The sequence below is a fragment of the Janthinobacterium sp. BJB401 genome (genome assembly GCF_013372745.1).
GTDB classification, from domain to species: Bacteria; Pseudomonadota; Gammaproteobacteria; order Burkholderiales; family Burkholderiaceae_D; genus Janthinobacterium; species Janthinobacterium rivuli.
This window is the reverse complement of the sequence record NZ_JABXFH010000024.1, coordinates 1-23,275: the sequence shown is the minus strand read 5'-3', so window position 1 is coordinate 23,275 and position 23,275 is coordinate 1. Positions and strand designations below refer to the sequence as shown.

The following is a 23,275-nucleotide window of genomic DNA, read 5'->3' as shown; positions in this document are numbered from 1 at the left end:
TTTTCAAAAAATAATTTGTTCAAATAAGCGCAAATATTATGTTGGCATGCGGCGTATGGGGCGGTGTGGATGGATGATTCGCAGGTGCGTGCGCATATTGGAAGAGTGTAAACAGATAATGTTGCCACTAATGGCTATAAAAAATGCAATAGAAAAAATAATAACCATGTTTATGGTATGGTGATATTAAAAGAGAATATGAATCGGGATGGGCTGGAATGCGCCGGGTGCCGTCTACGTATTTGTACTTATTATTATCAGCCTGGCGGATATTATGTTTCCTCTATTGAGCGGGCGTCGCATGGAATGCCGTGCTTATTTTGTTTGCAGCAAACGCGAGAGGTGTTTTCGATACGCGATGATGGCGCGGTCGGCTTCGATAAAACGGTCGCCGGTGGCGTCGAGGCTGTTGGCCGGCGTTTGCGTGACGACCACGCGGCGGTCCTGGTTCAGCACGAAACGGTTGCTCCAACCCATCAGCCTGCCAAACAGCCACGACAGGCCAGGCACGCGCACGCGGTGGTAGAAGCGCAGGTAGTAGCGCACGCTGTGCTCGTTAATCGGCACGAAGGCGATGAAGTTCTTCATGCCGGGCGTGATGTTGAGCAGCCAGGTGCCGGGAAACAGCAGTTGCAGGCTGGGTTCGCGGCCTTGCGCCGCCTGAGCCAGTTCGGCCTGGCTGCGATGCTCCTGCTTCTGATCCAGCGCATTGCTGGTCCAGACGCGGATGCCTTGCGCTCCCGCTTCCACATACGGGCCGTCGACAAAGCTGCGTCCGCCCCGGCCGATGGTGCTGCGATGCACGAACGCCAGGTGGGCGACGTCGAGCTGGTTTTCGATGGCGCGCGTGTAGTGCACGGGCCAGTCGACGATCTCGGTGCGGTACTTCCAGCCTTGCTGCAATTGCGCGAAGAACGGCAGGGGCGGGTAGCTTTCCAGGGGCTGTCCCAGCCACAGCCAGATGAAACCGTGCGCTTCAGCCAGGGGAAAGCCGTCCACGGCCATCGCCTTGGGTACCTTGCGCGCGCAGCCGTTGGCTGGAATGTGCGCGCACTGGCCGGCGGCGTCGAAGGCGAAGCCGTGGAAGGGGCACACCAGCCTGTCGCCGGCGATGCTGCCCGCGCTCAGGGCTGTGCCCAGGTGCGGGCAGCGGTCCACGTGCGCGTGCGGCGCGCCATCGGCCGTGCGCCAGAACACCAGGCGCCGGCCCAGGCGCTCGGCGCCCAGGGGTGTACGTTTGAGTTCGGCGCTATCGAGGACGGGGTACCACTGGTCTTGGGGCAGATTCATGGCGCGATTGTCCGGCAGGGGCCGCCAGGTGTGCAAGCGAAAGACGCTTTTCTTGAAGCATTCCTCCAAACGGCGTGCAAGCTGGCGGCCCGTGTCGCCGCGTCACTGTTGCGGCGTTGACGCGCAAAACGCCGGCGGGCCGCTGCTGCATCGCACAAGCGGCCTGTACTTCGCTATAATTACGCGGTTAAAACACCACCCGCTAATGAGGAATCCCATGAGTTTGAATAACGTCTCTTCCGGCCGCGACCTGCCGAACGATTTCAACGTCGTCATCGAAATCCCGATGAATGCCGATCCGATCAAGTACGAAGTCGACAAGGAAAGCGGCGCGATCTTCGTCGATCGCTTCATGGGTACCGCCATGCATTACCCGTGCAACTACGGCTACGTGCCAAACACCCTGTCGCCGGACGGCGACCCGGTTGACGTGCTGGTCATCACCCCGTTCCCGCTGATCCCGGGCGTGGTCGTGCGCTGCCGTCCTATCGGCGTGCTGAAAATGACCGACGAGTCGGGCGAAGACGCGAAAGTGCTGGCCGTGCCAGTCGACAAGGTCCTGTCGATCTACAGCCACTGGCAAAAGCCGGAAGACTTGAACGAACTGCGCTTGCGCCAGATCCAGCATTTCTTTGAGCACTACAAAGATCTGGAAAAAGGCAAATGGGTCAAGATCGACGGCTGGTATGGTCCGGAAATCGCCAAGGAAGAAATCCTGAACGGCGTCGCCGCGTTCAAGGCCGATGCCGCCAAAGCCTAAGAACACGCAGTAAAATAAAACGCTCCCCGCCAGTCATGGCCGGGAGCGTTTTTTTATGCGCGAAACGGGCTGTGCTCGTTCAATTCATCGAGATAGGCGTCGATGCCGCCCCGTTCGCGCTCGAGGAAGCGCTGCACGGCGTCGGCGAAGGCCGGGTGCGCCAGCCAGTGGGCGGACCAGGTCTTTTGCGGCAGGAAGCCGCGCGCCATCTTGTGCTCACCTTGCGCGCCCCCTTCGAAGGTGGCGATGCCGTTGGCGATGCAAAACTCCAGCGGCTGGTAATACGCCGTCTCGAAATGCAGGCAGGGCACGTGCTCGAGCGCGCCCCAGTAGCGGCCATATAAAGTGTCCGCCGTGTGGATCACCAGCGAGGCGGCAATGGCCCGCCCTTCGCGCTCGGCGATCACCAACAAGATGTTTTCAGGCATGCTGGCACCGATGCGCCGGAAGAAATCCAGGCTTAAGTACGGCGACGAGCGGTGTTCCGCGTAGGTATTGCTGTAGCAGCGGTGGAACAGCTGCCAGTCCGCATCCGTTGCCTCCGTCCCGCGCACCTGGCGCAGGGTGACGCCCGCGTCAATCACCTTGCGCCGCTCGGCGCGGATATTCTTGCGCTTCTTGTGTTCCAGGGTGGCGAGGAATTGCTCGAAATCCGTGTAGCCGGGATTGAGCCAGTGAAACTGCACGCCACTACGCATCAGGTAGCCAGCTTGCTCCAGCTGGCGCGCCTCGCTTTCCGGCGGGAACAGGATGTGGCAGGACGACACGTCGGCCGCTTGCTGCTGCGCCTGAAGGAAGGCCAGCAGGGCGGCGCGCGCCTGGCCATCGCGGGCCAGCAGGCGTGTGCCGCTCACGGGCGTAAAGGGAATGGCGGACAATAGTTTCGGGTAATATTCCAGGCCATGCTGCCGATACGCGTCGGCCCAGGCCCAGTCGAACACGTATTCGCCATACGAGTGCATTTTGAGGTACAGGGGCAGGGCGGCGGCCAGCACATCGCCTTGCCACAGCACCAGGTAATTCGGCTGCCAGCCCGTGTCCGCGCTGGCGCAGCCGGACTCGTGCAGCGCGTGCAAAAAGGCGTAGGAAAGGAAGGGAGTGGCCTCCGCCTGGCTTGCCAGCAGTTCAGACCATGCCGCTTCGCCAATTTCAGCCAGGGTAGTGACGATAGCCGTGCGATAATTCATTGTTGTAGTGTGCATTCATTACTCTCGGGGCGCCGCCACCGGCCTGCGCGCCCCTGTCTTGTTTAATAGAACGAAAATATCCATCATCATCATGACAGTCAAAGTCGCAATTGCTCAAATGAATAGTACGGTCGGCGATCTGGCCGGCAACCGTGCCAAGATCTTCGACCTTTCCCGTCGCGCGTTCGAGGCGGGCGCCGATATCGTGCTCACGCCGGAACTGTCGCTGGTCGGCTATCCACCCGAGGACTTATTGCTGCGCAATGCATTCTACGCAAAAACGCAGGAAGCGTTTGCGGGACTGGCTGCCGACCTGGCCCAGTTCACCGATTTGCACGTGGTGGTGGGCTTGCCCCTGCAAGACGAGAAGGGCGTGCGCCACAATGCCGCCTCCGTGCTGCTGAATGGCGAAGTGCTGGGCACCTACCGCAAGCACGACTTGCCGAACACGACCGTATTCGATGAAAAGCGTTATTTCACGTCGTCGGACCAGGCTTTCGTCTTTGGCGTGAAGGGTGTGCGCTTCGGCATCAATATCTGCGAAGACACGTGGTTCGAGCACGCACCGATGCGCGCCCGCGCGGCCGGCGCGCAAGTGCTGCTGGTGCCGAACGGCTCGCCGTACCACATGAACAAGCAGCATCTGCGCTATGAAACCATGCGCAAGAATGTCAGCGCGCAAGGCATGGCCCTGATCTACGCCAACCTGGTCGGCGGCCAGGATGAACTGATTTTCGATGGCGACTCGTTTGTCATGGACGCGGCCGGCACGATTTGCGCCCAGCTGCGCCATTTCGAGGAAGACTTGCAACTGGTCGACTTCGACGGCGCCACGCCCGTGCCGCAGCCGCTGGCCGCGCCGTTGACCACCGAAGCGCAGGTGTACCAGGCGCTGGTGCTGGGCGTGCGCGACTATATAGTCAAGAACGGCTTCCCTGGCGTGCTGATCGGCATGTCGGGCGGCGTCGATTCCGCCCTGACCCTGGCCATCGCCGTCGATGCGCTGGGCGCCGACAAGGTGCGCGCCGTGATGATGCCGTCGCAATTTACGGCAGATATCTCGTGGATCGATTCGCGCGACATGGTAAAACGCCTCGATGTGCGCTACGATGAAATTCCGATCAAGCAAACCTTCGACGCTTTCCGCGCCACCCTGGCTGACGAGTTCGCCGGACTGGCGGAAGACGCGACGGAAGAGAACATCCAGGCGCGCATCCGCGGCACCTTGCTGATGGCCCTGTCGAACAAGCATGGCAGCATCGTCTTGACGACGGGCAACAAGAGCGAGATGGCGGTCGGTTATTGCACCCTGTACGGCGATATGGCGGGCGGCTTTGCCGTGATCAAGGATATTGCCAAGACGCTCGTGTACCGTTTGTGTGCGTACCGCAACAGCATCTCAAGCGTGATCCCCGAGCGCATCCTGACGCGCGGACCGTCGGCCGAATTGCGCGCCGACCAGCTGGACCAGGATTCCTTGCCAGCGTATGAAATACTCGATGGCATCATGCAGATGTATATGGAAGAAAACCGGCCGATCGCCGACATTATCGAGGCAGGCTACCCGCCGGCCGACGTGGCGAAAATCACGCGCCTGATCAAGATCAATGAATACAAGCGGCGCCAGTCGCCGGTGGGCATCCGCGTCACGCACCGTGGCTTCGGCCGCGACTGGCGCTACCCCATTACGTCGAAGTTTTACGAATAACGTGGGGAACCCCGCCAAACCTACTGCGCAGCTCACTACCGGGCATCCGTTGCTCACCGTACTAAAGTACGGCTCCGCTACTCAACCCGGTATTGAACTTGCTCGCTACGGTTTTGCGGGGTCCCGTTAAGCCAGCTAATGAAGAACTGACGATTACCAATAAGGAGAAAGCCATGAAACAGATTACCGCCATCATCAAACCATTCAAGCTCGACGAAGTACGCGAGGCCCTGGCCGATGTGAACGTGACGGGCTTGACCGTGACGGAAGTGAAGGGCTTTGGCCGCCAGAAGGGCCATACCGAGCTGTACCGTGGCGCCGAGTACGTGGTCGACTTCTTGCCGAAGGTCAAAGTGGAAGTGGTGGTGGACGACAGCGTGTCGGAACTGGTGGTCGACGCCATCATCAAGGCGGCCCGCACGGGAAAGATCGGCGACGGCAAGATCTTCGTGCGCGATGTGGAGCAGGTGATCCGCATCCGCACGGGCGAAACCGGCCCTGACGCGGTGTAAGTCTGGGTCAACAATCTTCGGATTACGGCTCTTTGAGCCTGATCCGACCTACGCGATGTATCGCTTATCTGGCCGTAGGTCGGCTTAGCGCGCCAGCGCGTAAGCCGACATGCCTCGCCAACAACGTTGCCGCTTGGCGTATCAACGCCCCAGCCGCATGTCGAATTTCCAGCAGATCAGGCGCAGAATCGTGATGCCGCTGGCGCTGGTCCACAGCGCGAAGTCGTGCTCGGCGCCGAAGTGCATTTGCAGCAGATAAGCCCAGCAGCCGAAAAACGCGCAGATGGCGTACGGTTTGCCGTCGCGAAACACCATCGGCACTTCGTTGCAGACGATGTCGCGCATCACGCCGCCAAAAATCCCCGTAATCACTCCCATCATCGACGCGATGAAGAGCGGCATGCCGGCGCGCGTCGCTTCGGCTACGCCCGCGATGGCGAACATGCCCAGGCCGATGGCGTCGGCCACGATGATCAGGCGTTCCGAGACGATCTGGCGCAAATGCTGGATCAAGGGCGCGGCCGTCAGGGCCAGCACGAAGATGAGAATCGCGTATTCCTGGTGCGAAACCCAGAACAGGGGCCGCTTGTCGAGCAGGATGTCACGCAAGGTGCCGCCGCCAAACGCCGTGATGAAGGCCACGACGAACACGCCGACCAGGTCCATGCGCTTGCGGCGCGCTTCGATGAAGCCGGAAAACGCGCCCACCAGGATGGCGATGACCTCAATGATCTTGATCAGCGAGCCAGGCGGCAATTGGGGTGGCATCATGGGTGGAGCGCGTGCACGAGACGCTAAGCAGGAAATAATTGTTACAGGTTAACATGACACGGCCCCGAATGGTGACAAACGGGGCCGTGTGCGAGGGCTAACTTGTTACTGAATTGTAATTTCTTGCTGCTGTGCTCAGCGGATGGGCTGCAGGGCGGAAGAAAGCAATACGACCAGCGCGCCATCGCCCCCTTCGGAGCGGCGCGCCTGGCAAAAGGCGATGACTTCATCCTTTTGCACGAGCCAGCTGTGTACCATCGATTTCAAGACCGGTTCCTGGCCTTTCGAGCCGAAACCCTTGCCGTGGATCACGCGCACGCAGCGCAGCTTGCGCCGCGTCGCCTGGTTCAAAAAGGCGCCGATGCCGTCGCGTGCCTCGTCGCGGCGCAAGCCGTGCAAGTCCAGCTCATCCTGGATGGGCCAGTGGCCCTTGCGCATCTTCTTGACCACGTCCGGTCCCACGCCGGGGCGGGCGTAGTTCAGGGCCGGATCGTTTTCCAGGTAATGGTCGACCTCGAACAAGTCCGACAGCGATTCGCGCAGCACGGCCGCATCGTCCTCTTCCGGAGACAACTTGCGCGCCGGCTGCTGGGCCGCCATGGCGCCCGCCTTGGGCAAGCTGGGCACGTAGCGGTCCGACTCGGGCAGGCGCTTGACGCCGCCGATGCTGGCCTTGAACAGATTGCTCTCCACGGCCTGCACCTTGACCTGCTGCGCGCGCTCAGCCGCGGCTTGCGCGCGCGCATCCGCCTGCTCCTTGAGCTGCTTGCTGACCGCTTTCAGGTCGGCAAAGTCTTTCATCGACGCCATGCGACGCTTACTCCTGGCCTTCCAGGTAGCGCTGGGCGTCCAGTGCTGCCATGCAACCCGTGCCGGCGCTGGTGATGGCCTGGCGGTAGATATGGTCTTGCACGTCGCCGGCGGCAAACACGCCCGGTGCGCTGGTGGCGGTGGCCATGCCTTCCAGGCCCGTTTTGGTCTTGATGTAGCCGTTGTGCATTTCCAGCTGGCCTTCGAAGATGCCCGTGTTCGGCTTGTGGCCGATGGCGATGAACACGCCGTGCACGGAGAGCGCTTCAACCTTGCCATCGATGGTGGACTTGATGTTCAGACCCGTCACGCCGCCTTCGTTGCCCGTCACTTCATCCAGAGTGTGGTTATATTTCAACACAATCTTGCCCTCGGCAACCTTGGCGTTCAGGCGGTCGATCAGGATCGCTTCCGCGCGGAACTTGTCGCGGCGGTGGATCAGCGTGACTTTATTGGCGATGTTCGACAGGTACAGCGCTTCTTCGACGGCCGTGTTGCCGCCGCCGACAACGGCCACTTCCTGGTTGCGGTAGAAGAAGCCATCGCAGGTGGCGCAGGCGGACACGCCCTTGCCCATGAATTCCGCTTCCGATGGCAGGCCCAGGTATTGCGCGGACGCGCCCGTGGCGATGATCAAGGTGTCGCACGTGTATTCGTGGCTGTCGCCCTTGAGGCGGATCGGTTTTTCATTCAGGAAGGTGGTATGGATGTGGTCAAACACGATTTCCGTATTGAAACGCTCGGCGTGTTGCAGCAAGCGCTGCATCAGGTCCGGACCTTGCACGCCCATTGGATCGCCTGGCCAGTTTTCCACGTCGGTGGTGGTCATCAATTGACCGCCTTGTTCCACGCCGGTGACCAGCATCGGGTTCAGGTTGGCGCGGGCGGCGTAGACGGCGGCGCTGTAGCCGGCTGGGCCGGAGCCGAGGATCAAAACGCGGGCGTGTTTGGTAGTGGTCATGGGAGGCTTCTCTATGAGTGGGGTCTATCCGAATTGGGGGCATACGCGCGAAGAACAAGGGCGTATTGCGCTTGCGCAAACAATCCACGATTATAGACCAAGCCGCCTGTAGCGACGAATCGTGGGGCCGTCCGGGGCATATATGGCTTAGAATACTTCCTTATTATGGGAAATTCCCTTTCAGAAACATTTTTCACCTTGCAGCGCTTCCCAGAATGACTAAACCAGCCCAGGCCAATCAAAATAGCTACACCCGAAAACCGGTCGAACGCCGGCCCCTGCCCAACCGGCTGGTGCGGCTGCTGTCCGAGGCGCGCTGGTTCGCGCTGGCCGCGTTTGCCCTGTATTTCGTGCTGATACTGGCCAGCTTCAACAAGCTCGACCCGGGCTGGTCGCATGCCACCAACGTCGACAAGGTCGCCAACCTGGGCGGCAAGCTCGGTGCGACCTTCTCCGATCTGTTGCTGTATATCTTCGGCTTTTCCGCCTGGTGGTGGTGCGTGTGGCTGCTGCGCACGGTGTGGCATGGCTACCGGCGCTTGAGCCGCCGCTTCCTGCTGGAAGAGGAAGAGGTGGAGCGCGAGCACCACGTCGAGATGCTGATCCGCATCGTCGGCTTCTCCATCATGCTGATCGGCAGCATGGGCCTGGAATACCTGCGCATGGCGAAGAGCCTGCACGTGCAGCTGCCGCGCGATCCCGGTGGCGTGCTGGGCCAGCTGGTGGGGCACTCGGCCCACGTGGCCTTTGGTTTCACTGGCGCGACCTTGCTGCTGTTGCTGCTGTTCGGCCTGGGCTTTTCCCTGTTCTTCCACGTATCGTGGCTGCAAGTGGCCGAACGCATTGGCGGCGCCATCGAAGATGCCTTCAACTGGTTCGTGCTGCGCTACCAGGACCGCGAAGACCGCCGCCAGGGCGAAGTGGCTGCCGTGCGCCGCGACGAGGTGGTGGTCATCGAACGGGCCAAGCACGTGGAGAAACATGTGGCCGCGCCGCCCGTGAAGATCGAGCCGCAGGTGGTGACCGTGGTGAAATCGGAGCGCGTGGAGAAGGAACGCCAGGCGCATCTGTTTGAAACCCCCGGCGACGGCAAGCTGCCGCCGCTGTCCTTGCTCGATGAAGCGCCACCCGTGGTGGAAACGGTTTCCGTGGAAACCCTGGAATTCACGAGCCGCCTGATCGAAAAGAAATTGTCCGACTTTGGCGTGGATGCCAAGGTAGTGGCCGCTTACCCCGGCCCTGTGGTGACGCGCTATGAAATCGAGCCGGCCACGGGCGTCAAGGGCAGCCAGATCGTCGGCCTGGCGCGCGATCTGGCCCGTTCGCTGTCGCTTACTTCCATCCGTGTAGTGGAAACCATTCCCGGCAAGAATTACATGGCGCTGGAATTGCCGAATAGCAAGCGCCAGATCGTGCGCCTGACGGAAATCCTTGGCTCCAAGGTCTACAACGATGGCGTATCGAGCCTGACGATTGCGCTGGGCAAGGATATCGCCGGCAAGCCCGTCGTGGCGGATCTGGCCAAGATGCCCCACTTGCTGGTGGCCGGTACCACCGGTTCCGGTAAATCAGTCGGCATCAATGCGACGATTCTGTCGCTGCTGTACAAATCCGACCCGCTCGATGTGCGTTTGATCCTGATCGATCCGAAGATGCTGGAAATGTCCGTCTATGAAGGCATTCCGCACTTGCTGGCGCCCGTTGTGACCGACATGCGCCAGGCCGGCCATGCGCTGAACTGGGCCGTGAACGAGATGGAACGCCGCTACAAGCTGATGAGCAAGATGGGCGTGCGTAACCTGGCCGGCTACAACGCGAAGATTGCCGACGCGAAAAAGCGCGAAGAACACATCCCGAATCCGTTCAGCCTGACACCGGACTCGCCGGAGCCGCTGGAAAAACTGCCGACCATCGTCATCATCATCGACGAACTGGCCGATTTGATGATGGTAGTGGGCAAAAAAGTCGAGGAATTGATCGCGCGTATCGCGCAAAAGGCGCGCGCCGCCGGCTTGCACTTGATTCTGGCCACGCAGCGCCCATCTGTAGACGTGATCACGGGCTTGATCAAGGCGAACATCCCGACGCGTATCGCTTTCCAGGTATCGTCGAAGATCGACTCGCGCACCATTCTCGACCAGATGGGCGCGGAAACCCTGCTGGGCATGGGCGACATGCTGTACATGCCGCCCGGCACCGGTTTGCCGATGCGCGTGCACGGCGCGTTTGTGTCCGATGAAGAAGTCCACCGCGTTGTCAGCCATCTGAAGCTGCAGGGCGAACCGAATTACATCGAGGGCATCCTCGAAGGCGGCACCCTGGAAGGCGACGGCGCCGAAGGCGGCGCGCCGGGCGAGGGCGGCGGCGAGGCCGATGCCCTGTACGACCAGGCGGTGGCGGTGGTGCTGAAAAACCGCCGCGCCTCGATTTCGCTGGTGCAGCGCCATTTGCGCATCGGCTACAACCGCGCCGCCCGTCTGCTCGAGCAGATGGAGCAGAGCGGGGTGGTATCAACCATGCAATCCAATGGCAACCGGGAAATCCTGGTGCCGGCGGCAAGTGCCGAACAAGGGTAAAGAATGAAAAGCAATACTTTCGCAGCAAAAATGATGATCGGCGCGGCCAGCGTTGCCTGCGGCCTGCTGTTCGCGGCCAGTGCCTCGGCCAGCGCACTGGAACAGTTCAAGAGCTTTGCGGCTGGCACCAAGTCGGCCAAGGGCGAGTTCGTGCAGCGCCAGGTCAAGAAGGCAGACGCCAGCGGCAAGTCGAAAGTGTCGACACCGGCCAGTGGCACGTTCGAGTTTGCCCGTCCAGGCAAGTTCATCTGGACGTATCTGAAACCGTACGAGCAGCTGCTGCAAGCCGATGGCGACAAGCTGTATATCTATGACAAGGACTTGAGCCAGGTAACGGTCAAGAAACTGGGCGACGCGCTCGGTTCCTCGCCAGCGGCCATCTTGTTCGGCAGCAACGACCTGGAAAAGAATTTCACCCTGGCTGAAGCGGGCATGCGCGATGGCCTGGAATGGCTGAAAGCGACGCCGAAAGCCAAGGACACAACGTTTGATGAAATCACCATCGGCCTGCGCAACGGCGTGCCGGAAGCGATGGAATTGCGCGATTCGTTCGGTCAGACGTCGGTGCTGGCGTTCAAGAATTTCCAGAAAAATCCGGCGCTTTCGGCTAATCACTTTAAATTTGTCATGCCCAAGGGCGCTGACGTCATTAATAATTAAGACTGTCGCGCCTTGCGTATGAGCCGGCCTCGCAGCGATGCGGGGCTTTTGCATTCTTATTAGGTAACTCATTATGGCGGATCTCTTTTCCACCGCACCACGCCAGCCGCTGGCCGAAGCCTTGCGGCCAGCCACCCTGAACGAAGTCATCGGCCAAACGCATCTGCTGGGCGTGGGCAAGCCGCTGCGCCTCGCGTTCGAGGCGGGCAAGGCACACTCGATGATCTTGTGGGGGCCGCCCGGCGTGGGCAAGACGACTCTGGCGCGCCTGATGGCGAACGCGTTCGACAGCGAATTCATCGCCTTGTCCGCCGTGTTTGCGGGTGTAAAAGATATCCGCGCAGCCATGGACCAGGCGCGCCACAGCCTGGACCAGTTCGGCAAGCACACTTTATTATTTGTCGACGAGATCCACAGGTTTAATAAATCGCAGCAGGACGCCTTGCTGCCCTTCGTCGAATCGGGCCTGGTGACCTTCATCGGCGCGACGACGGAAAACCCCAGTTTCGAAGTGAACTCGGCGCTGCTGTCGCGCGCGCAAGTGTATGTATTAAAGTCGCTCAACGAAGACGAGATGAAGCAGTTGCTGGCCAAGGCGCAATCCACGGCCCTGACGCACCTGACCTTTGACGAGGCGGCCGCCGATACCCTGATCGGCTACGCGGACGGCGATGCGCGCCGCTTCCTGAATTTGCTGGAACAGGCCGAGACGGCCGCCAGCTCGACGGGCACGACCAAAATCGACGCGGCCTTCGTCGACAATGCGCTCACCTTGAATTCGCGCCGCTTCGACAAGGGCGGCGACAATTTCTATGACCAGATTTCCGCGCTGCATAAATCCGTGCGGGGATCGAATCCCGATGCGGCCCTGTACTGGTTTTGCCGCATGATCGACGGCGGCGCCGACCCGCGCTATCTGTCGCGGCGCATCGTGCGCATGGCCTGGGAAGACATCGGCCTGGCCGACCCGCGTGCATTGACCATGGTCAATGACGCAGCGGAAACATATGAGCGGCTCGGTTCGCCCGAAGGCGAGCTGGCGCTGGGCCAGGCCGTCATCTACCTGGCGATTGCCGCGAAAAGCAATGCCGGCTATAACGCCTTCAATACGGCCATGGCGTTTGTCAAGAAGGATAAATCCAAGGAAGTGCCCGTGCATTTGCGCAATGCGCCGACGAAGCTGATGAAGGAACTGGGCTACGGTCACGCCTACCGCTACGCGCACGACGAGCCCGATGCGTATGCGGCTGGCGAAACCTACTTCCCGGACGGCATGGCCGAACCGGGCTGGTACCAGCCCGTGCCGCGCGGCCTGGAAAGTAAAATTGCCGATAAATTGGCCTGGCTGCGCGAGCTGGACAGGAAAGCAGGGAAGGGCTGAGGCTACAGTCCCAGCAAGCTAAAACCGTCATCCTGCGGCGCGTAGCCGACCAGCCGGCGCGTCGCTTCGATGGCTAGCCGCTTGTAGCGGTTGTCCGACACGCCATGCACGACATGGTAGCCGGCCGGCACATCCGCCACGATGCAGCGGGCCAGCAACTGCACCACGTCGCGCTCGCTGATGAAGGCGGCGATGTCGCGTGCGCTGTGCTCCTGGCCTGGCGCAAAGTTGGCCACGTTGGCGATGCGCACGGCGATCGCCGTCATGCCATGCTGGTGGGCGAAGGCGGAAGCGACGCCTTCACCGAAGGCCTTGCTGGCGCCATACATATTTGCGGGCCGGGCCGGCATGTTTTCCTGCACTTGCACGTCCAGCGGATAGCCTTCGATGGCTTGCGCGCTGCTGGCAAACACCACTCTTTTCACGCCTTGCGCCTGCGCCGCGCGGAAGATGTTGTGCGTGCCGACGATATTCGGCTGCAGCAATTGTGCATCGAAATCGGCGCTGGCGTGCGGCACGCCGGCCAGGTGCAGCACCACATCGATATTGGCACAGGCGGCCAGGCAGGCGCTGTAGTCGCTGACGTCGAGCTCGATGGATGGGCAGGGCGCTTCGGCCAGCTTGCCTGTGTGCAGGTCGGCCAGGCGCAGGGAGAATTCCCCGTGCCGGCGCTTCCAGAAAGCGGTGCCGATAACGCCGGCGGCGCCCGTGACGAGGACGCGCAGTGGTTCTTGGCTCATGTATTCCTTGTATTCAGTGTGTGAGGCAGTGCCAGGTTCAGCCAGCGCAGCAGGGCGGGCCGGGGTGCGGCTGTGCCATGCACGCGGATGTGTCCGCTGCCCACGGCTTCGACGAGCACCAGGCCGTCATTTGGTATCGTATAGCGTTCGCCGCTGCGCAGCACGCAATCCTCGAACTGGGCGTAGGCCGTGATCCACGCCGTGCCGGACAGGCATTCGATGACACTGGCGTGCGCCTTTTCCAGACGCAAGGGCTGTTCGCTGCGTAATTCATGGTCGGTATGCATGGCATCGCTCCTGTTGTGCTGACAGGAACAGCTTATGCCCTTGCGACGAACCATGACAGATGCAGGAAAACGAAATTGTGATGCATACAGTACCCCTTGCCGTACACTGTGCTTGTCAAAAAACTCGGCAACTGTATCTGTGCCTGCGCCGCGCGGCAGCCGCATACTGAAGGGATGAACATGAGCGCGCATTTGAATCTGTACGAGCACCTGGCCAACGAGCTGGGCGCGCTGATCGACTCGCGCGTGTTCGCGCCCGGCGACCGCCTGCCGTCGATCCGCCACCTGGCGCAGCAAAAGCGCATCTCCATCAGCACCGTGATGCAAGCCTTGCGCCTGATGGAAGACCGGGGGCAAGTCGATGCGCGGCCCCAGTCCGGCTATTTCGTGCGCCACCGCGCGCCGCGCCGCCCGTGCAGCGCGGACGCGCAGCACTTGAAGGAGCCGGCCTTTGTCGGCATCAACAATCTGTTGATGCGCGTGCTGAAGGACAACGAGACGGCGAATATCGTGCAGCTGGGCACGGCCTGGCCGCCCGACGAGATCCTGCCGATCAAGCGCATGCAGCGCACCATCAGCGCCGTGGCGCGGCGTGAGCCCGCTTTATTGAGCAAGGTCAGCTGCTACGACGTCAGCGAAGGCAATTTCTTGCGCCAGGTGACGCGCCGCGCGCTGGACTGGGGCAAGCTCGATCCGCACGAGATCGTCGTGACGAATTCCTGCACGGAAGCGATCAGTCTGTGTTTGCGCGCCGTCGCCAGGCCGGGCGACACCATCGCCATCGAGTCGGCCACGTATTTCGTGCTGCTGCAGATGATCGAAAGCCTGGGCATGAAGGCGCTGGAAATTCCCACTGACCCGAAGACGGGGCCGTCGCTCGACGCGCTGGAGCTGGCCTTGCGCGCCGGCCTCGTGCAGGCCTGCCTGTTCGTGCCGAACGCAAATAATCCTTTGGGTTGCGTCATGCCGGAAGAAAACAAGAAGCGGCTGGCGGGGCTGCTGTCGGAATTCAATATTCCGCTGGTGGAAGACGATGTCTATGGCGACCTGTGCTTTGCCCCGCAGCGGCCGTGGCCCGTGAAAGCCTACGATACGAGCGGCAATGTGTTGCTGTGCTCCTCGTTTTCCAAGGCGATTACCCCTGCGTCGCGCGTCGGTTACGTGCTGGCCGGGCGTTTCGCGCAGGAAGTGGCCTTGCTGAAAACCGTGTCGAGCGGCGCCACCAGCCATTTCTTCCAGGCCGTGCTGGCCGACTTTCTGGAAGGCAGCAGCTATGACCAGCAACTGCGCAAGATGCGGCGCACCCTGGTGCAGCGCATCGCCCGCATGTCCGACGCCGTGGCGGCCAGCTTTCCGGCGGACTGCATGCTGTCCGAGCCGCAGGGCGGTTTCGTGCTGTGGGTGCAGATGCCGCCGCAAGTCGATGCGCTGGCCCTGCATGGCCCGGCCATCGCCGACGGCGTGGCATACATGCCGGGCCAGCTGTTCTCGGCCTCGGGCAAGTTTGGCAATTATCTGCGTCTCAATTGCGGCAATGCATGGACGCCGCGCATCGAACAGGCTATCAGCCGGTTAGGGCGTCTGGTCAAGGACGCCTTGTAGAACGCCTGTCAAAACCTACTGCGCGGCGCGCTTTGCGGCCTGCGATGCTCACCGTGCTCTAGCACGGTTGCGCTTCTTAGCCACAAATCACTGCCGCTCGCTACGGTTTTGTCAGGCGTTGTTCATTCCCTTGTTTTCCCTTCAGTCCCCGTTTTTCACCGTTCGCTCCCTGTTTTTCGCTGCTGGTCGCAAGCCGGTGGCGTTGTTCGTGGCCATTGGCTAAAGTACCACCATACCAGCAGCAGTCAACGAAACAAACTAACCAGGAGTCACATCATGAACGCACTGAAAAACATGGAATTTACCTTTGTCGCCGCCGCCATCATCGCCATCGGCGCCAGCTTCGCCACCGCCGGCGCGAATACCGTGGAAGTGAGCGCCAGCAGCACCGTGATCGCCCAGGCTGCCGACAGCACGATGCCCGTCGTTACCGTCAGCGCCCGCCGCCTGACCGCTGCCGAAAAAGCCGCCTTTATCTAAGCACTAAACTAAGCAGCAGCCGCAAAGCGGGCGCGAGTGCCCAGCCATGCCGCCATGACGATGGCCAGCCATGTGCAAAACTCATAAAGAACTGAACGGGTCTTGGTACAATGAGTGCTTTCGATACATCGGCACCGCCATCCACCCATGATAGATATCCAACTTCTCCGTAAAGACATCGCCACCGTCGCAGAACGCCTGGCGACGCGCAAATTCCAGCTCGACGTGGCAGGTTTTACCGCCCTCGAAGCCGAACGCAAGGCGATCCAGACGCGCACCGAAGAGCTGCAGGGCAAGCGCAATGCGCTGTCCAAGCAAATCGGCATGCTGAAAGGCAAGGGGGAAGACACCTCGGCCGTGATGGCGCAAGTGGCCGGCCTGGGCGATGAACTGAAAGCCGATGAAACGGCCCTGAGCGTGGTGCAAGCCAAGCTGAGCGATTTCATCATGGCCGTGCCGAACCTGCCGCATGAATCGTCGCCCCTGGGTACGGACGAGTCGGGCAATGTGGAAGTGCGCAAGGTCGGCACGCCACGCACGTTCGACTTTGAAGTCAAGGACCACGTCGACGTGGGCGCCCCGCTGGGCCTCGACTTCGAAGTGGCCACCAAGCTGACCGGTTCGCGCTTCTCCGTCATGAAGGGCGGCATTGCCCGTCTGCACCGCGCGCTGGCGCAATTCATGCTCAACACCCACGTGGACGAGCACGGCTACACGGAATGCTATACGCCGTACATGGTCAACGCCGATTCGCTGCGCGGCACTGGCCAGCTGCCGAAATTCGAAGCTGATCTGTTCTCGGTGAAAAAAGGCGGCGCGGAAGGCGAGGGCGAGACCTTCTACCTGATCCCTACCTCGGAAGTGTCGCTGACCAACATCGCGCGCGATGAAATCCTGGCGCTCGATCAATTGCCCCTGAAAATGACGGCCCACACACCATGCTTCCGTTCGGAAGCGGGCAGCTATGGCCGCGACACGCGCGGCATGATCCGCCAGCACCAGTTCGATAAAGTCGAAATGGTGCAAGTGGTGCATCCGGACACCTCGTACCAGGTGCTGGACGAGATGGTCGGGCATGCGGAAGCCATCCTGCAACGCCTGGGCCTGCCATACCGCGTGATGTCGCTGTGCACGGGCGACATGGGTTTCGGCGCCACCAAGACCTTCGACCTGGAAGTGTGGCTGCCGGCGCAAAATACTTACCGCGAAATCTCGTCCCTGTCGAACTGCGAAGCCTTCCAGTCCCGCCGCATGCAGGCGCGTTTCCGCAACGCCGCCGGCAAGCCGGAACTGGCGCACACCCTGAACGGCTCCGGCCTGGCAGTGGGCCGTACCTTGGTCGCCGTGCTGGAAAACTACCAGCAAGCAGACGGCAGCGTCGAGATACCTCCAGTGCTGCGCCCGTACATGGGCGGCCTGACGCATTTGACGGCTTAAAATAGTCCTTTTCTTTTCGCTGCGGGCTGCTATAATCTTGCCTTCTCGCAGCAATGCGGGGAAAGACCGCAGCAAATGGAGAGGTGGCAGAGTGGTCGAATGTACTTGACTCGAAATCAAGCGTACGTTAAATCGTACCGTGGGTTCGAATCCCACCCTCTCCGCCAGAACAAATAGAGAAAGCTCCCGCAAGGGAGCTTTTTTTATTTGTGGCGGCGGAAAGGAGTACGCCCCCTGCGGGGCGTACGCGTGGGATTCGAAGACGAGCGCGTACGCGCGCGAGGCTCCCCGAATCGTCCATATGGTTTACGCGTGCGCCAAGGCAGCAAATTCAAAGACGGGAATCCACGCCACGCGCGCGAGCCTCTCCGAATCGCCCAAATGGTTTTTGCTTTTCCAAAGCAGGATCAGCAACAAACCCCTACCCAACCCAACAACACCCATGCTAAAATAGCGCCTCGTTCAAACCGGCACGCCAGTTTGAATGAATAGACCGCAGTAAACGGAGAGGTGGCAGAGTGGTCGAATGTACTTGACTCGAAATCAAGCGTACGTTAAATCGTACCGTGGGTTCGAATCCCACCCTCTCCGCCAGAATACATAGAAGAAGCTCCCGCAAGGGAGCTTTTTTTATACCCACCACATATGCAAGCCACCAGCTCAAAGTCCAGGTAGAAAAACCGCCCAAAGCGCGCAGCGCAAGGCGTTTTTTCCTCCACTCAGGCATTGAACGTCAGCGCCGCCACTAACGAAACAAGCTAGTGCGCCAGCCTCGCCACCGCAAATGCCACGACCGACATGGCAATCATCGTCCCCACGCACCATAAAATCATGGCTGATCTGGCCGCAGCCACATCGCTTTTTGTCGCGTAATCGGCATGCTCCATTTTCATATCCGCCGTATCCCGCTCCTGTGTGTCGCCCCGTCCGCTCATGACCGCATCTCCTCGTTGCCCACTCCATGCTCCGCGCTTTTTTCAGCGCTGTCAAACCGTGTCCCGAGGGTATCGTGCACGGTCCGGCTATTGCGCTGTTGCATATCTGCCCTCGCCGCTGCCGCCCACCTTGACCCCGCTCAGCCTATGGTAATCTACCCCCTCCCATCCCGACCCCACCAATAAAAGCAATGAGCCGATTCTGGAGCAACATCGTCAGCGAGCTGACCCCCTACATCCCGGGCGAGCAACCGAAACTGCCCAACCTGGTCAAACTCAACACCAACGAAAACCCCTACGGCCCATCGCCCCAAGTGCTGGCCGCGCTGCGCGACGCCGCCAACGACAGCCTGCGCCTCTACCCGGACCCTTCCGCCAGCGAGCTGAAGCAAACCCTGGCCGACTACCACGGCCTGAACAGCGCGCAAGTGTTCGTCGGCAACGGTTCCGACGAAGTGCTGGCGCTGGCTTTCATGGCCTTGCTCAAGCACGATGCGCCGCTGCTGTTCCCGGACATCAGCTACAGCTTCTATCCCGTGTATTGCAAGCTGTACGGCATCGATTACCGCACGGTAGCGCTCGACGAGGCCATGCGCATCCGCCCGCAAGACTACCAAGGGCCGTGCGGCGCCATCATCTTCCCCAATCCCAATGCGCCGACTGGCGTCGACTTGCCGCTGGCCGGCGTGGAAACCCTGCTGCGCGCCCATCCCGACGCCGTGGTGGTGGTCGATGAAGCGTATGTGGATTTCGGCGGAGAAAGCGCCGTGGCCCTGGTCGACCGTTATCCAAACTTGCTGGTGGTGCAGACGTTCTCGAAATCGCGCTCGCTGGCCGGTTTGCGCGTCGGCTGCGCCTTCGGACATCCGGACTTGGTCGAGGCGTTGGAAAGAGTGAAGAACAGTTTCAATTCGTATCCGCTGGACCGGCTGGCGCTGGCTGGCGCCGTGGCCTCGCTGCACGACGAAGCGTATTTCCAGCAGACGCGCCAGGCCGTCATTGCCAGCCGCGAACAGCTGACGGCGGACCTGGCGGCGCTGGGCTTCGAGGTGCTGCCGTCGGTGGCCAACTTTGTCTTTGCCCGCCACCCGCAGCATGACGCGGCGCAACTGGCGGCCGGCTTGCGCGCCCGTTCTGTGATCGTGCGCCACTTCAATGCTCCCCGCATCAGCCAGTATTTGCGCATCAGCATCGGCAACCCGGCCGAGTGTGCCGCCCTGATGGCGGCGTTGCGCGAAGTGCTGTGACGCCATGCTGACCTTCGTTCCTGCCAGCCTGGCCGATGGCGAGGCGCTGGCCAGCCTGCGCGTGGCTGCCATGCGCGAAAGCCTGGAGCGCATCGGCCGCTATGATCCGCAGCGGGCGCGCCAGCGCTTCCTGGCCACGTTCGACCCCGACTGCACCTGGCAGCTGCGCCATGGCGGTGCGCTGGCCGGCTTCTATGTGTTGCGCCCGCAAGCGGAGCATTTACTGCTCGACCACCTCTACCTGGCGCCAGAATGCCAGCGGCAAGGCCTGGGCGCGGCCGTGCTGGCGCGCGTGTTTGCCGAGGCCGATGCGGCTGGCAAGAGCGTGCGCGTGGGCGCCTTGCGCGGCAGCGAGGCGAACCGTTTCTATGTGCGTCACGGCTTCGTGCCCGATGGCGAGGAAGAGTTCGACCTGTATTATCGGCGCGCCCCCAAACCTTGATGCTGCCGGCGGCGACTGTTTGTGCAACAATAATCGGATTCATTCATCGACAGGACGGACAATATGGCAAAAGTGGCATTCATCGGTTTGGGCGTCATGGGTTTCCCCATGGCAGGTCACCTGGCGGCGGGCGGACACGACGTCACCGTGTACAACCGCAACCCGGCCCGCGCGGCCGCCTGGCTCGAGCGGCACAAGGGCAGCAGCGCCGCCACGCCGGCCGCCGCCGCTGCCGGCGCCGAGTTCGTCTTCACCTGCATTGGCAACGATAATGATCTGTACCAGGTCATCCTGGAAGAGGGCGGCTTGCTGTCCGCCATGGCGCCGGGCAGCATCCTGATCGACCATACGACGGCCTCGGCCGAAGCGGCGCGCACCATCCATGCTGCGGCAAAAGAGAAGGGCGTGTTCTTCCTCGACGCGCCCGTGTCCGGCGGCCAGGCGGGCGCGGAAAACGGCAAGCTGACCGTGATGGTGGGTGGCGATGCGGAAGCGTATGCGCGCGCCGAGCCCGTCATCGCCCTGTTCTCGCGTGCCGTCACCTACATGGGCGCCTCCGGTTCCGGCCAGCTCACAAAAATGGTCAACCAGATCTGCATCGCGGGCCTCGTGCAAGCCTTGAGCGAAGGCATCGCCTTTGCGGAAAACGCTGGCCTCGACGCGGCCCTGGTGGTCGACGTGATCTCGAAGGGCGCGGCGCAATCGTGGCAGCTGGAAAACCGGGGCAAGACCATGATCGAGCGCAAGTTCGACTTCGGTTTCGCCGTCGACCTGATGCGCAAGGACCTCGGCATCTGCCTCGCCGAAGCCCAGCGCAACGGCAGCGACTTGCCCGTGACGACCTTGACGGACCAGTTCTATGGCGAAGTGCAGCAGGCGGGCGGCAACCGTTTTGATACGTCCAGCCTGATTACCCGCTTGAACAAAAAGTAAAGTTTAACTCGTCAGTAGCGAGCGGCGCGTCCCTGCAAAGGGTCGCGCCGCTCGTCGTTTACGGGAGTGAAAAGTAAAAAACGACAGTTTCCGGAACATCTGGTTTCGATTTTCATGGAAAAGCATGGACTTCGCTAGCTCATCGTGTATTATTAAAAAACGAGATGAAATGTCCCAATTTTTAAAACATTATGAGCGGACCCGCATGAAAACCAACTCCTCAGCGATAACACGCGTTGTCGACAAGAACATTCCCTACCTGTCTTCCGCCGTTGCCATCTGGCGCCCCCGCGCCGTGCTGCGCAGCTGGCCCGGCGTGGCCATCGCGCTGGTGATTGCCCTGTCGGCCACCTTTATTTCCAGCAATTACGGCGGCCCGCAACTGCTGTACGCGCTGTTCTTCGGCCTGGCCTTCCACTTCCTCGCGTCCGATCCCACCTGCAAGCCCGGCATCGAGTTTTGCAGCAAGGTGCTGCTGCGCACGGGCGTGGCCCTGCTGGGCGCGCGTATTACCTTCAATCAGATCGCCTCGGTCGGTGTGACGCCGTTATTGATCGTCGTCGGCGGCCTGGTGGCGACCTTGGGCTTCGGCTACCTGCTGGCCAGGTGGCTGAAACGTCCCATCACGGAAGGCATTCTGTCGGGCGGCTCCGTGGCCATCTGCGGCGCGTCGGCCGCGCTGGCCATCTCCGCCGTGCTGCCACAAACCAAGGAAAACGAAAAATTCACCCTCTTGACGGTGGTGGGCGTGACGTCGCTGTCGACCCTGGCCATGATCGTCTACCCGCTGCTGGTCAAGCTGCTGGGCTTTGATCCGACGGAAGCGGGTGTGTTCATCGGCGGCACGATTCATGATGTGGCGCAAGTGGTGGGCGCCGGCTACCTGGTCAGCAACCATACGGGCGACGTGGCCACCTTCGTGAAACTGACGCGCGTCGCCTGCCTCGTGCCTGTCGTGCTGGGTCTGTCGATCATGTTCAAGCGCAAGGACGGCAAGAGCGAAGTCGACGCGCCGCCGCTCGTGCCCTTCTTCCTGATCGGCTTTGTCTGGCTCGTCATTACCAACAGCCTGGGCCTGATTCCGCAGGAAGTGAATGGCTGGATCAACAATGCCTCGCGCGCCTGCCTCGTCATCGCCATTGCCGCCCTGGGCGTGAAAACATCGTTCCAGTCGCTGGCCTCGCTGGGCTGGCGCCCCGTGATCATGCTGGTGATGGAAACCGTGTGGATCGCCGCCTTTGTCGCCATCGCCGTCCTGCTGACGCGCTAAGCGAGCCGGGCCCGCCATGAAGATCCTTGTCCTCGGCGCCGGCGTGGTCGGCACGGCATCGGCCTGGTATTTGCGCCAGGCGGGCCACGACGTGCGCGTGCTCGAGCGCCAGGCGGGCGCCGCGCAGGAAACCAGCTTTGGCAACGGCGGACAGATTTCCGTTTCGCACGCGGAGCCGTGGGCCAATCCCGCCACCCTGCGCAAGGTCGTGCGCTGGCTGGGCAAGGACGATGCGCCGTTGCTGTTCCGTCCCCGCCTCGATACGCTGCAATGGCAGTGGGCGCTGCATTATCTGCGCGAATGCCTGCCATCGCGTGTGTCGCGCAATATGCGCCAGATCGTCGCGCTGGCCGAGTACAGCCGCCAGAGTCTGCAAGCCCTCCGGCGCGAAACGGGCATCGCGTATGACCACCTCGAGCGGGGGATATTGCATTTCTATACGGACCAGCAGGAGTTCGATAAATCGCAGTCGGGCGCCGCGCTCTTGCGCGAACTGGGCTGCCCGCGCAACACCGTCAGCGCCGATGAAGTCATCCGCATCGAGCCAGCCCTGGCCCATGCGCGCCAGCACATCGTCGGCGGCGACTTCACGGCCAGCGACGAGTCGGGCGACGTGCATTTGTTTACCACGGCGCTGGCCGCCCGCGCCGCCAAGGCCGGCGTGGATTTTCAGTACGGCACGACGGTGACGCGGCTGCTGGCGGATGGCGCACGCATCACGGGCGTGGAATGCATCGATGCGCAGGGCCGCCATCGCCTGGAATACGCGGACGCCGTGGTGGTGGCCATGGGTAGCTTTTCCGCACCGCTGCTGCAGCCGCTGGGCATCCGGCTGATGCTGTATCCGGGCAAAGGGTATTCCGCTACCTATCCGATACGCGACCCCGCCAGCGCGCCGACTGTCTCGCTGACGGACGACGGCCACAAGCTGGTGTTTTCACGCTTGGGCGAGCGCCTGCGCGTGGCCGGCACGTGCGAGCTGAACGGCTACACGCGCGAACTGAACCCCGTGCGCTGCGCCGCGATCACGCGCAGAGTGCAAGCGCTGTTCCCTGATGCCTGTGATTACAGCGACCCCGTCTACTGGGCCGGCTTGCGCCCCCTGACACCCTCGAACGTGCCCTACATCGGCGCCACGCGCTACCGCCAGCTCTTCCTCAACACGGGCCACGGCACCCTGGGATGGACCATGGGCTGTGGCGCGGGCAGGGCGATTGCCGACCTCGTGTCGGGACGGCGGCCGGAAGTTGATTTTGCGTTTTGCGGGGAAACCCAAGGGAAAAGGC

General features: G+C 61.5%; 22 protein-coding genes and 2 tRNA genes. 16 read left to right on the top strand and 8 right to left on the bottom strand.

Annotated elements, in window-relative coordinates; genetic code table 11:
* Positions 1-315 precede the first annotated feature (315 nt).
* Complete coding sequence (locus HWE17_RS16400) at positions 316-1,290, bottom strand: aromatic ring-hydroxylating dioxygenase subunit alpha (protein WP_176389473.1); 975 nt, start codon at positions 1,288-1,290, stop codon at positions 316-318.
* A gap of 217 nt (positions 1,291-1,507) precedes the next feature.
* Here HWE17_RS16400 and ppa point away from each other — a divergent pair, with 217 nt between their 5' ends.
* Positions 1,508-2,050 (top strand): inorganic diphosphatase, encoded by a 543-nt coding sequence (ppa, locus tag HWE17_RS16395; RefSeq protein ID WP_035826464.1) that lies wholly within the window; start codon positions 1,508-1,510, stop codon positions 2,048-2,050.
* 53 nt (positions 2,051-2,103) lie between these two features.
* Here ppa and HWE17_RS16390 read toward each other — a convergent pair whose 3' ends face one another.
* Entirely contained in the window at positions 2,104-3,237 is a 1,134-nt protein-coding gene (locus HWE17_RS16390) for a GNAT family N-acetyltransferase (RefSeq protein WP_176389509.1), read from the bottom strand.
* 91 nt (positions 3,238-3,328) lie between these two features.
* Here HWE17_RS16390 and HWE17_RS16385 point away from each other — a divergent pair, with 91 nt between their 5' ends.
* Together HWE17_RS16385 and HWE17_RS16380 are read left to right on the top strand one after the other, a co-directional pair.
* Positions 3,329-4,945, top strand: a complete 1,617-nt coding sequence (locus HWE17_RS16385; protein WP_176389472.1) for an NAD+ synthase — start codon at positions 3,329-3,331, stop codon at positions 4,943-4,945.
* A 173-nt stretch (positions 4,946-5,118) separates the two neighbouring features.
* Positions 5,119-5,457 carry a P-II family nitrogen regulator gene (locus HWE17_RS16380; RefSeq protein ID WP_034758685.1) on the top strand — a complete coding sequence of 113 codons (339 nt, stop codon included), beginning with the start codon at positions 5,119-5,121 and terminating at the stop codon, positions 5,455-5,457.
* A gap of 141 nt (positions 5,458-5,598) precedes the next feature.
* On the opposite strand, the gene HWE17_RS16375 is transcribed toward HWE17_RS16380, so the two are convergent.
* The 3 genes from HWE17_RS16375 to trxB form a co-directional block, all read right to left on the bottom strand.
* The gene (locus HWE17_RS16375; RefSeq protein ID WP_099393029.1) at positions 5,599-6,228 is read right to left on the bottom strand and encodes a trimeric intracellular cation channel family protein; all 630 of its coding nucleotides are present in this window, start codon (positions 6,226-6,228) and stop codon (positions 5,599-5,601) included.
* 135 nt (positions 6,229-6,363) lie between these two features.
* Positions 6,364-7,038, bottom strand: a complete 675-nt coding sequence (locus HWE17_RS16370) for a Smr/MutS family protein (protein ID WP_176389471.1) — start codon at positions 7,036-7,038, stop codon at positions 6,364-6,366.
* A 7-nt stretch (positions 7,039-7,045) separates the two neighbouring features.
* Entirely contained in the window at positions 7,046-7,999 is a 954-nt protein-coding gene (gene trxB / locus HWE17_RS16365; RefSeq protein WP_034786153.1) for a thioredoxin-disulfide reductase, read from the bottom strand.
* Positions 8,000-8,214: 215 nt separating this feature from the next.
* On the opposite strand from trxB, the gene HWE17_RS16360 reads away from it, so the two are divergent.
* From HWE17_RS16360 to HWE17_RS16350, 3 genes are all read left to right on the top strand, one after another.
* Positions 8,215-10,575: a DNA translocase FtsK gene (locus HWE17_RS16360; RefSeq protein WP_176389470.1), complete on the top strand. Its 2,361-nt coding sequence runs from the start codon at positions 8,215-8,217 to the stop codon at positions 10,573-10,575.
* Positions 10,576-10,605: 30 nt separating this feature from the next.
* Positions 10,606-11,235 carry an outer membrane lipoprotein chaperone LolA gene (gene lolA, locus HWE17_RS16355; RefSeq protein ID WP_255206278.1) on the top strand — a complete coding sequence of 210 codons (630 nt, stop codon included), beginning with the start codon at positions 10,606-10,608 and terminating at the stop codon, positions 11,233-11,235.
* Positions 11,236-11,308: 73 nt separating this feature from the next.
* Positions 11,309-12,616 (top strand): replication-associated recombination protein A, encoded by a 1,308-nt coding sequence (locus HWE17_RS16350; RefSeq protein ID WP_070304040.1) that lies wholly within the window; start codon positions 11,309-11,311, stop codon positions 12,614-12,616.
* A gap of 2 nt (positions 12,617-12,618) precedes the next feature.
* Here HWE17_RS16350 and HWE17_RS16345 read toward each other — a convergent pair whose 3' ends face one another.
* Together HWE17_RS16345 and HWE17_RS16340 are read right to left on the bottom strand one after the other, a co-directional pair.
* The gene (locus HWE17_RS16345) at positions 12,619-13,356 is read right to left on the bottom strand and encodes an NAD(P)-dependent oxidoreductase (protein ID WP_176389468.1); all 738 of its coding nucleotides are present in this window, start codon (positions 13,354-13,356) and stop codon (positions 12,619-12,621) included.
* Positions 13,353-13,643, bottom strand: coding sequence for a DUF2917 domain-containing protein (locus HWE17_RS16340; RefSeq protein WP_176389467.1), 291 nt, complete (start codon positions 13,641-13,643; stop codon positions 13,353-13,355). The genes HWE17_RS16345 and HWE17_RS16340 overlap by 4 nt, the downstream gene beginning before the upstream one ends.
* Before the next feature lie 180 nt (positions 13,644-13,823).
* Between HWE17_RS16340 and HWE17_RS16335 the strand changes: the two genes are divergently transcribed.
* The 5 genes from HWE17_RS16335 (at position 13,824) to HWE17_RS16315 (ending at position 17,756) form a co-directional block, all read left to right on the top strand.
* A complete protein-coding gene (locus HWE17_RS16335; protein WP_035828921.1) occupies positions 13,824-15,245 on the top strand; it encodes a PLP-dependent aminotransferase family protein in 1,422 nt (473 codons plus the stop codon).
* A 276-nt stretch (positions 15,246-15,521) separates the two neighbouring features.
* Complete coding sequence (locus HWE17_RS16330; protein WP_176389466.1) at positions 15,522-15,725, top strand: hypothetical protein; 204 nt, start codon at positions 15,522-15,524, stop codon at positions 15,723-15,725.
* A 147-nt stretch (positions 15,726-15,872) separates the two neighbouring features.
* Positions 15,873-17,162, top strand: a complete 1,290-nt coding sequence (gene serS / locus HWE17_RS16325) for a serine--tRNA ligase (RefSeq protein ID WP_176389465.1) — start codon at positions 15,873-15,875, stop codon at positions 17,160-17,162.
* 77 nt (positions 17,163-17,239) lie between these two features.
* Positions 17,240-17,329: transfer RNA gene (locus HWE17_RS16320), tRNA-Ser, on the top strand.
* 337 nt (positions 17,330-17,666) lie between these two features.
* Positions 17,667-17,756: transfer RNA gene (locus HWE17_RS16315), tRNA-Ser, on the top strand.
* Positions 17,757-17,920: 164 nt separating this feature from the next.
* Here HWE17_RS16315 and HWE17_RS16310 read toward each other — a convergent pair.
* Positions 17,921-18,097 carry a hypothetical protein gene (locus HWE17_RS16310; RefSeq protein ID WP_161784216.1) on the bottom strand — a complete coding sequence of 59 codons (177 nt, stop codon included), beginning with the start codon at positions 18,095-18,097 and terminating at the stop codon, positions 17,921-17,923.
* Positions 18,098-18,288: 191 nt separating this feature from the next.
* Here HWE17_RS16310 and hisC point away from each other — a divergent pair, with 191 nt between their 5' ends.
* The 5 genes from hisC to HWE17_RS16285 form a co-directional block, all read left to right on the top strand.
* Positions 18,289-19,344, top strand: coding sequence for a histidinol-phosphate transaminase (gene hisC / locus HWE17_RS16305; protein ID WP_176389464.1), 1,056 nt, complete (start codon positions 18,289-18,291; stop codon positions 19,342-19,344).
* Positions 19,345-19,348: 4 nt separating this feature from the next.
* Positions 19,349-19,786, top strand: coding sequence for a GNAT family N-acetyltransferase (locus HWE17_RS16300; RefSeq protein WP_176389463.1), 438 nt, complete (start codon positions 19,349-19,351; stop codon positions 19,784-19,786).
* Between the two features lie 63 nt (positions 19,787-19,849).
* Positions 19,850-20,719 (top strand): NAD(P)-dependent oxidoreductase, encoded by an 870-nt coding sequence (locus HWE17_RS16295; protein ID WP_176389462.1) that lies wholly within the window; start codon positions 19,850-19,852, stop codon positions 20,717-20,719.
* A gap of 205 nt (positions 20,720-20,924) precedes the next feature.
* Positions 20,925-21,989, top strand: coding sequence for a YeiH family protein (locus tag HWE17_RS16290; protein WP_081922749.1), 1,065 nt, complete (start codon positions 20,925-20,927; stop codon positions 21,987-21,989).
* Between the two features lie 16 nt (positions 21,990-22,005).
* Positions 22,006-23,275: D-amino acid dehydrogenase (locus HWE17_RS16285; protein ID WP_176389461.1), on the top strand; the 1,270-nt coding region annotated here is incomplete at its 3' end.